This is a genomic window from Sphingomonas antarctica (assembly GCF_965137005.1).
In the GTDB taxonomy this organism is placed as follows: Bacteria; Pseudomonadota; Alphaproteobacteria; order Sphingomonadales; family Sphingomonadaceae; genus Sphingomonas_O; species Sphingomonas_O antarctica.
This window is the reverse complement of record NZ_CBCRXM010000011.1, coordinates 85,214-94,379: the sequence shown is the minus strand read 5'-3', so window position 1 is coordinate 94,379 and position 9,166 is coordinate 85,214. Positions and strand designations below refer to the sequence as shown.

Annotated in this window: 8 protein-coding genes and 1 pseudogene; 5 read left to right on the top strand and 4 right to left on the bottom strand. The window is 58.1% G+C overall.

Going from position 1 to position 9,166, the window contains the following annotated elements:
- A pseudogene (locus ACM9ME_RS11625) lies at positions 1-121 on the top strand (IS630 family transposase); the annotation flags it as partial.
- Positions 122-166: 45 nt separating this feature from the next.
- On the opposite strand, the gene ACM9ME_RS11620 reads toward ACM9ME_RS11625, so the two are convergent.
- On the bottom strand, positions 167-1,465 hold the full coding sequence (locus ACM9ME_RS11620; protein ID WP_415643627.1) for an IS701 family transposase: 1,299 nt from the start codon (positions 1,463-1,465) through the stop codon (positions 167-169).
- A 249-nt stretch (positions 1,466-1,714) separates the two neighbouring features.
- Here ACM9ME_RS11620 and ACM9ME_RS11615 point away from each other — a divergent pair, with 249 nt between their 5' ends.
- Together ACM9ME_RS11615 and ACM9ME_RS11610 are read left to right on the top strand one after the other, a co-directional pair.
- A complete protein-coding gene (locus ACM9ME_RS11615; protein ID WP_415643626.1) occupies positions 1,715-2,143 on the top strand; it encodes a response regulator in 429 nt (142 codons plus the stop codon).
- Positions 2,144-2,159: 16 nt separating this feature from the next.
- On the top strand, positions 2,160-3,185 hold the full coding sequence (locus ACM9ME_RS11610; protein ID WP_415643628.1) for a sensor histidine kinase: 1,026 nt from the start codon (positions 2,160-2,162) through the stop codon (positions 3,183-3,185).
- Positions 3,186-3,458: 273 nt separating this feature from the next.
- Here ACM9ME_RS11610 and ACM9ME_RS11605 read toward each other — a convergent pair whose 3' ends face one another.
- The gene (locus ACM9ME_RS11605) at positions 3,459-3,626 is read right to left on the bottom strand and encodes a DUF3606 domain-containing protein (protein WP_415643625.1); all 168 of its coding nucleotides are present in this window, start codon (positions 3,624-3,626) and stop codon (positions 3,459-3,461) included.
- Positions 3,627-4,097: 471 nt separating this feature from the next.
- On the opposite strand from ACM9ME_RS11605, the gene ACM9ME_RS11600 reads away from it, so the two are divergent.
- Positions 4,098-4,595, top strand: a complete 498-nt coding sequence (locus tag ACM9ME_RS11600; RefSeq protein ID WP_415643624.1) for a hemerythrin domain-containing protein — start codon at positions 4,098-4,100, stop codon at positions 4,593-4,595.
- A 498-nt stretch (positions 4,596-5,093) separates the two neighbouring features.
- Entirely contained in the window at positions 5,094-6,380 is a 1,287-nt protein-coding gene (locus ACM9ME_RS11595; protein WP_415643623.1) for a hypothetical protein, read from the top strand.
- 1 nt (position 6,381) lies between these two features.
- Here the strand turns inward: ACM9ME_RS11595 and ACM9ME_RS11590 are convergent, their stop codons facing one another.
- Both ACM9ME_RS11590 and glf read right to left on the bottom strand, forming a co-directional pair.
- On the bottom strand, positions 6,382-6,768 hold the full coding sequence (locus ACM9ME_RS11590; RefSeq protein WP_415643622.1) for an SET domain-containing protein: 387 nt from the start codon (positions 6,766-6,768) through the stop codon (positions 6,382-6,384).
- A 24-nt stretch (positions 6,769-6,792) separates the two neighbouring features.
- Positions 6,793-9,066, bottom strand: coding sequence for a UDP-galactopyranose mutase (glf, locus tag ACM9ME_RS11585; RefSeq protein ID WP_415643621.1), 2,274 nt, complete (start codon positions 9,064-9,066; stop codon positions 6,793-6,795).
- Positions 9,067-9,166 lie beyond the last annotated feature (100 nt).

Here is a 9,166-nt window from a genome sequence, read left to right as displayed (position 1 = left end):
TATCAACCGCTTCCTCGCCGAGCACAATGAAACCCCAAAGCCCTTCGTCTGGACAGCCGATCCCGATAAAATCATCGCCGCCGTCAGGCGCGGGCACCAAGTGTTAGATTCGATCCACTAGCACTACTTTGGCACATTTTGATCGACGGGGTCGGTAAGAGGCTTTTTACAGTGTGGGCATTGTCGGGTTGGAGGTCGTGCGAAGAGGTTGAGGATGGCCTGTCTTATCGCGGGCATGCTGGGTTGTGGCGGCGGCCCCCCGACTCTTTTTTTTCCGTCCCGCTGCCTTGAGGCGGCGGGACTGGAGGAAGGCGTAGGCGATCATCGTCATCAAGGCATGTCGGTGTAATCCCGTCCAAGACCTGCCTTCAAAGTGGTCGAGGCCGAGTTCTTCCTTGAGCTGCTGGTGCGCCTGTTCGCAGATCCATCTCGCCTTGATTGCGGCAGCGAGCATTTTGAGCGTGGCATCGGCCGGCAAGTTCGACACGTAATATTTCTGCTCTCCGGTCGATCTTCGCTCGCCGACAAGCCAGACCTCGTCACCCGGCATGCATTGCATGCGGTTGTCGAGCATCCGGTGCTTATGACCTTCCGCGATGCGGACCCGGCGAGCCGCGAAGAGGCAGGTCAGCCGGCCTTTGGTGCCGCGTCGCCAGCTGATCTTCCGCCATCTCTCGCCGGACAGCATCGCCTCAGTGGACACCGGTGGCCGGTCGGGCATGTAGTACTGTCGGCGCCGGCCAGTCTTGGCGACCGGGAAGGTCAGGCCAACATCCGCCGGGTAGACGTTCTGGCGTCGCGAGAGCCCGACTGCCCACAGTAGGCCGCGCTCGCTCAGCGCCTGGCGGAACGGACCGCTCGATCCATATCCTGCGTCGGCAAGCACGCAGCCGAACCGCGCCCCGGAGGCAATGATGCGGTCGATCTCCTCGATCGCGATCTCGGGCTTCGTCAGAGCCTGCTGTCGATCCAGCGGGACACGCGCCCGCGTCATGCGCTCGGCATCATCCGTCCAACTCTCGGGCAGGAAGAGCCGCAGACCCACCATCACCGGCACCTCGCGCGAAGCCAGGGTCACCGACACCAGCGACTGGCAATTGGACGTCTTGCCGAGCGACGAGGCATATTGTGGCGCAACACCAACCGAGTGCCGCCCCTTCTTCGGCAACGCCGTGTCGTCGATGACCAGATATCCAGCCTCGTCTCCTACCAGGCGGTCGGCCTCCTTCAGGAGATCGGCCTCGAGTGGCGCACTATCCCACACCCCGTCGGCGACAAAATGATGCAGTTGGTCATAGCCAAACTCACCACCACGAGCCGCCATCGGCTGCACACTCTTGCGGTCACCGGGGCCGATCAGACCTGCGATATAGGCCGGACACACCCGCATCCGGGTCTTGTGCCGCAATGCCGCCAGAAATGGCGCCAGCCAAACCTCCAAATCGCCGCGCCAATCCTCTGCCATCGCCAGCCTCCATTAAAGCTGGCTCTTCATGAATCAGGGAAATCCCGTCTTGGGAATCCCAAAAATCACATTTGTGCCAAAGTAGTGCTAGTGGGTTGCTCCATACCGGCGACGCTAAGCGACGGCCTGGCGGCCTGTCCAGATTCTAAATCGATGAAGGTTTAAGCAATCCTGGCAAGTTAGTTTGGTTTCGGTGGAACAGCAGATCGAAGCCGGAGTTTTGAGGGCTCACAAGGTCGGAGCGGTGGTATGCGGATTATGGTGGTTGAGGACGAAGCGGTAATCGCACTGACAGCGGTCGCGATGCTCGAAAATGCTGGGCACGAGGTTCTTACCCCCGCCTATTCGGCGGAAGAGGCGCTGGCCTTGGGCGGCGCAAGACCCGACCTCGCACTCGTTGACATCAACCTTGCCGGCCACGACGAGGGCATCGCTCTCGCTCGTGAACTGAGGAAGCGCTTTGCGATTCCCTCCCTGTTTGTGAGCGGGCAAGTAGAGGCGGGGCGAGCCAACCGCGATGCCGCTATCGGGTTGCTTCGCAAACCATATGATACCGGGTCGCTGCTAGCATCGGTGAATGCCGCCGAGGAGCTCCTTGGGGGAGGCAATCCCCCACCACCCCCAGTTCCCAACGCACTGGAACTATTTGGGCTACCTAGTGGTCATGACCGCAACTAGCTAGTATGTCAGCTTGATGGATGACTTAGCCAATCATCGTGTCGCGGCGCTCACACCTTTCGGCGACGCGGAATTCCGGGAACTGGCAAACAACGCTCCAGTGATGATCTGGAGGTCCGGTCTCGACAAGGCATGCGACTGGTTCAACAAGCCTTGGCTCGACTTCGTCGGCCGCACCTTGGAGCAGGAAGCCGGTTACGGCTGGGCCGACGGTGTGCACCCCGACGACTTCGACCGATGCGTCGAGACCTACAACTCCGCTTTTAACGCCCGCCGCCCATTCAGCATGGTGTACCGGCTTAGGAACTCCGATGGAGACTATCGGCAACTGCTCGACAACGGCGCCCCCTTCCACCGAGGTGGCGAATTCGCGGGATATTACGGTAGTTGTGTAGACATAACCGCCCAGATCGAGCTCGAATCTCACCAGAAAACACTGCTCGCCGAACTCCAGCACCGGGTAAAAAATAACCTGCAGCTCATCATTTCCTTTGTAACTCTTCAAGAGATTGGCACTAAATCCGAAGAGGCGCGGGAGGCCCTGTCCAAGATTGCGCGCCGGATCCGCGGCGTGGGCGCCATTCAGGATCATCTCACGGTCGCCGACACGATCCGACAGATCGACTTAAAAAACTATATCCCAAGCCTTGTCAGAGATGTCGTGTCCATTGAGACCACGCTGGATGTCGACCTGGATATCCAGGTGGAGGCAGCAATGGTGGTGACCGTTGGCCAAGCGACCTCGCTCGGGCTGATTGTCAACGAGTTGCTTACTAACTCGATCAAATATGGCATTTCCGAGGAGCACCGTGCCCTTCATGTACGCCTGACGGCGCAGGACGATCGCGCTACCCTAATCGTGTCCGATGAGGGGCCGGGCTTTCCACCCGACGTGTTGGCTGGCATCGACCGCCAAGGCGCTCGCGGCTCCGGCCTCATCGACGCGCTGTGTCGTAAGGTGGGAGCTACGGTCAGTCGGGAGAATGCCGGTGGAGCGGTTGTCGCACTGAAATTTATACTTAAGCGACCGATACCTTTGTAAGGCACGCTATGTTCGAGTTCGCGGATCGCCCGGTCCGTTCGATGCCGGTTTGTCAACTAATGATCACCGCCAGGCTTAATTGGGAAACAATGCCGCCGGAGCGCAGCACTGATTAATGCTCCCTACGAGATCAGGACTCATGATGATCGGATAGAAGTCCATTTCTAATTCAACATCCGCGTGACCGCCGGAGTCTAGCCGAACGCTACACAGTTTGGTCGTGGGTTCGTTTCGAAGTTGGCTTCCAAGCAGACTGGTCGCTACGCAAGCGAGCTAAGCCTTGTTCAGTTCCCGCTCCACCGCATCGGCGCTGTTACCAACCGCGGCAACCGCGCGCTTGAGCGCGACGCGCCCGACTCCGAATTTCGTGGTCCAGTAACGGACTTCGTAATCCGCGCCCATTGCGATGCGCGATGCATCCTGCGGAGCGCGATCACTCATGTCATCGGTGGAGGGAGGACGGTCACGTCTTTTCGCTGGCGCATTCGCAACGGGCTTCTTGGTAACGGCTGCAGGCTTGCGCTATGTGGTGGTTTTGCGCATTGCGGCGGGCTCGTCGGCATCGGTAGAACGCTTCCCCCGTATCGCTCGATCAGCAACAACAAGTGCCACAAGGCCGGCCGCTACGGCTCCAGCAGTGCCTAGCGTCCTTGGTGAAATCTGTTCACGGAGTTCAGCGAGGACGCCCCGCTCCAGCTCCGGCTCCGGCTCCTGCCAGGCGGAGCCGCAGGCGCGGCCACAGCGTCGTCCGGCGCTGCGTGCGGCAATTCGGCAATCGGGTGAGGCGAAACATTACCTGGCGGAATGGGCGGAGAGTGGGACACAAAATTCCTTTGTCATGGTCTTCTGTTACCGATGTGGAACGCCTATCCTCTTCGGAGGTTTCGAGTTCTGAAATCAGGGAGAATTTCTATGGTTGACGCCCCCACCGATGCGATTGCTTTGCTCAAGGCCGATCACCGCGAAGCGGAAGACCTGTTCGAACAGTTCGAAGCGGCCAAAAGCGATGACAAGAAGCAGGCGATCGCGACCAAGGTGTGCAACGCGCTAAAGGTTCATACGATCATTGAAGAAGAGATTTTCTACCCCGCGCTGCGCGGCAAAATTGAGGACGACATGCTCGACGAAGCCTATGTCGAGCACGATGGCGCTAAAGTCTTGATCAATGATATTTTGGCCGCGCCTGGCGCCGAATTTTACGATGCCAAGGTGACCGTGTTGAGCGAGGAAATCTCGCACCATGTCCATGAGGAGGAAGCAAACAGCGAAGGCATGTTTGCTCAGGCACGCAAGACCGATGTCGACCTGGTCGAACTCGGCCGTCTGATGCAGGCCCGAAAGGACGAGCTGATGCCCATGGCCGAAGCTAATACCTTGCCCCCGGCGAAGACCACTGCGGTCAACGCTTAGCCCTCCGCGCCAAGCGGCACCGAGACTGGACATATCATTCCAATCGCGATGCGGAGTCCAATGGTGCTGGCCCGTTCAATATCCTCAGCGTTACGTTGAGTGATCACGCCCTTGCCCCATCACGGTGTGCTGACGCGTTTAGGCGTCTCAACGATTAGCGGGATCGGCGTCTTTTCAATTGCTCCGATTGCCGCGGGAACGGTTTTGTTCGCAGCTGATCAGGGGAAGCTGATCTGGGTAGGTGCCGGCGAGCTGAACTCGGCGGAGCTATCGACCCAGCGGCGAGCGCTCTACGATGACTTCGCCATTGGTAGGGATGGCCAACTGGGGTGCCCAGAGAACTTCGACCTACTGACCCCCCGGGTGGTACATCAATCAGCCGCTTTTTGGCGAAAGCGCTAATGTCACGGCGACCGACGACTATAATATGATCGCCGCTCGCGACATCCAGATCGGTGAGGAGCTCACTCTCGACTACCGAACGTTTAGCGAACGCTGATGCGCTTCCTCGGCGTCACCGAAACCTGCGATCTTCTTGCCCTATATCTCGAGCTGCAGGCGGAGGGGCACGAAGTTCGCGTGGCAGTCACAGAGCCGCTCGCGGGCGGCACCGGCGAAGGGCTGATCGACCGCGTTGTTGACTGGCGATCTTCCCTCGACTGGGTGGGGGATGACGGCATCATCATCTTCGAGTCAGTGTCCGAGGATTATGGTGCCATCCAGGACGAAATACGCGGCCTGGGTTATCACGTGATCGGCGGCAGCGCCTTTGGCGATCGCCTGGAAAATGACCGCGCCTTTGCCCAGGCGCTTCTAGCGGAACTCGGTTTTCCTGCGGGCCATGTTCACGAGTTCGCGGATACTGAAGCGGCAATAGCTTTCATTGCAAAAAATCCCGCGCGCTATGTGCTCAAAATAAGCGGTCCCGATCACGCCAGTCACGACAATTATGTCGGTCTGTTGCGTGACGGTCGCGATGTCAGCGCAATGCTTGAGGCGAACCCGGTTAACACCGGCACCCGCTTTATCCTGATGGATTTCATCGAGGGCGTGGAAGTTGGCGTGGGCGCGTATTTCGATGGAACGGAGTTCCTTGAGCCGGCATGCCTCGATTGGGAGCATAAGCGGTTCTTCGCCGGTGATATGGGGGAATTGACCGGGGAAATGGGTACGGTCGCGACTTTCGAACAAACGGGCGGATTTTTCAGGCGCACGCTCAAGCTTGTCGCCCCACTACTTCGCGGCAAAGGCCATATCGGCTACGTCAACCTTAACGCCATCGTGAATGAAGCCGGCATCTGGCCACTCGAGTTCACTTGCCGGTTTGGCTATCCGGGCTTTGCCGTCCTGTCTCCCTTACAACGCACCAAGTGGGGTCAGCTTTTTGCGCGTATGACAGGCCTTGGATCAGACTCTTTCAAGACTGAGGATGGCTGGGCAGTCGGCGTTTTGATAACCACCCCGCCATTCCCGTGGTCGCGTCACGAGGTCAACGCGCCGGTCGGCTTACCGATCATAATGGATGCGTTGGACAGAGATGATCGGAGCCATATCCACTTTGGCGAGGTTGGGCGCAGCCGGGGAAACTTCGTAACTGCCGGGCTCTACGGTTGGACGATGGTCGTGACCGGAGTGGCGAGCACCATTGCCGAAGCCCAGTCCTGCGCATATCTTCGCGCCGAAAAGATAGTCGTGCCGAATGGGCGTTATCGGCTGGATATTGGCGACAAACTTGTCGGTGGCGAACTCGAACGATCGAAGGCTTTGGGAATCTTTGGGGGCTGATTTAAAAGCTCATCCCGCCGTTGCGAACCGCGTCGCAGATCGTTCTGTAGTCCGAGGTCAACTCTGTGCCCGCAGGTAAATCGAACGCCGCCACGTCCGTGCCGAATGCCGTTCCGTCGGAGATCGTGTTTGGCACGTCGGAATGGTTGAAATGACGCCCATTGTCACCGCACAACACCCAGAGTTTCACGCCTTCGTGCCACGTGGAATAGATTTGCAGGAAGGTCTGGGTACGCCCGCTCAGCGAGGCAACTTCCTCCTCACAGTATACCCGGTCGATCCGCGAATCGAACTGCCAGACTAACGCTTGTTTAGCGACCGGCTCGGTCAAGAAAACGCCAACGCCGTGGATCGCGCTTTTTCGCAGCTCTGTATCGACCATCATCATAGGATTAGCCCCGCTTGCTGACCGTCACGCAGCGATCCGATCCGATAATGTGACTTCAGCCATCTCGCGCTTTAGACGACGGTACGAAGCCAAAGCCTGACCGACGACCTGGTCCATATTGTAGTAGCGATAAGTCGCAAGCCGTCCCACGAAGGTTACAGACTGCTCGGCATCGGCGAGCGCTTGATATCGCTTGTATAGTTCTGCGTTCGCCGGTCGAGGGATGGGATAATACGGGTCGCCTTCTGCACATGGATATTCACGTGTGATGCTGGTTTTCGGATGATCCTGCCCAGTCAGGTGCTTGTATTCGGTTATTCGAGTGAAGAGCACATCTTCCCCAGGATAATTGACCGTCGCTACCGACTGGTGCCGTTCAGTATTGACCGTTTCGTGCTCAAACCTCAGCGAGCGATACGGCAGCTTACCGAAGCGGTGCTCGTAAAATTCGTCGATGGGGCCCGTGTAGACCATCCGATCATAGGTTACTTGGCTGCCCAGCTTCCTGAAATCGGTGTCGAGCATCACGGTGATGTTCGGATGCGCAAGCAGCCGCGAAAACATCACAGTGTAACCTTCAGCCGGCATAGCCTGAAAAACATCGGTAAAATAACGGTCGTCCGTGTTCGTTCGCGTTGGCACACGCGCGGTGACTGATTTATCTAGTTCGGACGGATCCAGCCCCCATTGCTTACGTGTATAGCCGCGGAAGAATTTCTCGTAGAGTTCGCGACCTACCGCCCCGATGACTACGTCCTCGGAGGTTTCGACACTGGCGACCGGCATGGCCCGCGCGGCAAGAAAAGCCGCTGCCTCCTCTTCGCTGCCAAGCCCGGCGTCGTACAACTCATTCAGCGTGGTACGGTTGATCGGGATAGGCACCAACTTGTCATCGACGTGCCCCAAGACGCGATGTTCGTAAGGTCGCCACTCGGTAAAGCGGGACAGATACGTGAAAATCTCTTCACTGTTGGTATGGAAGATGTGCGGACCATATTGGTGGATCATCACCCCTGCCTCGTCGAGGCAATCATAGGCGTTGCCGGCGATGTGCGGTCGGCGATCGACCACCAGCACTCTCAGGCCGGCATCGGCGGCCAAGCGCTCCGCCATCACGGAGCCCGCAAATCCGGCGCCGACGATCAGAAAGTCGTAGTGTTCGGCTTCGGCGCGTAAGGTTGTGACCTTATCGGCGCGCACGCGGTTGATGATGGCAATCATCTGGCTGGCGGTCGCATCCCATGACATGGTAGCAAGGACGCAGTCGGCCTCATCTCGCCAACTGCCGGCACGATCGAGTTGCATCATGTGTTCGGCGGCGGCGGCAAACGCGGCCGCATTCTCTGCAATTTTGACGCCTTCAAGCTGCCCATAGTGTCGCGCAACATCCACGATTGGGGTCGAGACCACCGGTCGCCCTGCAGCCAAATATTCGGGCGTCTTCGTCGGACTGATAAAGCGGGTAGCCTCGTTGATTGCGAACGGCATAATTGCCACGTCCCATCCGGCGACAATTTCTGGCAGTTCACCATAGTCGGCCTGCCCGCGCCATCTGATATTTGACATCGTTGGAAGATCTGCGCGGTCAATCTTCAACACTGGACCCACCATGTCTATCGTCCAGTCCGGTCGTGCCCGCGCCAAATCGGCGATCAGGGCCAGGTCCATCCGTTCGTCGATTACGCCATAGAACCCGAGCGTTGGACCGACAGACTCATTGCGCGGAATTTTGCGAGCGCTGGTAAAATGTGCCACATCAACACTTGATGGAAACTGATGGATTTCGTGATGGCGTCCGCGTTTGGCCTCATACAGGCTATGACCCCCAGTGAAGACCACATCCGCTGCGGCGAGCAACTGCTCTTCACGCGGCAACAGTTCGGGGGGCGCGAAGGCGAAGTTCGCCAGCTCGTCCATGCAATCGTAAACCGTTGCTACGGCCGGGAGGTGACCGGAAAATCCCCACATCATCGGTGTGTAGTACCAGCGCAACAGGGCGCGAGAATCTTGCGAAACCAGTTGATCGAGGAGCACGCGTAATGCGTACTCAGTGTCGATACCCTCGGGCAAATGCGGCACGGCCACACGGATTCCGTCGACCTTGATGATTTCCAGGTGCGGCTCGACCGCGTCGAAGATAGGTTCTTCCCAAAACAGGACGTCAAACTGCCGAGCCATTCGCAGCATCAAATGCTGCGGGCGCTGCTTCACGAAATTCCAGCGGAGATGAGAGAAACAAAGAAGTTGTTGCCGCTGTGGCTCCGAAGACGAAATCGCGCAGGCTTCCGAATTGAACACGCCGGGTTCACTCCTTGTTGCGCCCCCTCCCAACGGTGAAATTCCTTATGGCCGATGAAGTTCCATCCCTCAGAAATTTGAGTAGGAAAGCAAAAGTGCG

Coding starts and splice junctions, on each gene's coding strand:
- ACM9ME_RS11615 (WP_415643626.1), top strand. CDS start 1,715: ATGCGGATTATGGTGGTTGAGGACGAAGCGGTAATCGCACTGACAGCG.
- ACM9ME_RS11610 (WP_415643628.1), top strand. CDS start 2,160: ATGGATGACTTAGCCAATCATCGTGTCGCGGCGCTCACACCTTTCGGC.
- ACM9ME_RS11590 (WP_415643622.1), bottom strand. CDS start 6,768: ATGATGATGGTCGATACAGAGCTGCGAAAAAGCGCGATCCACGGCGTT.
- ACM9ME_RS11620 (WP_415643627.1), bottom strand. CDS start 1,465: ATGGCAGAGGATTGGCGCGGCGATTTGGAGGTTTGGCTGGCGCCATTT.
- ACM9ME_RS11605 (WP_415643625.1), bottom strand. CDS start 3,626: ATGAGTGATCGCGCTCCGCAGGATGCATCGCGCATCGCAATGGGCGCG.
- ACM9ME_RS11600 (WP_415643624.1), top strand. CDS start 4,098: ATGGTTGACGCCCCCACCGATGCGATTGCTTTGCTCAAGGCCGATCAC.
- ACM9ME_RS11595 (WP_415643623.1), top strand. CDS start 5,094: ATGCGCTTCCTCGGCGTCACCGAAACCTGCGATCTTCTTGCCCTATAT.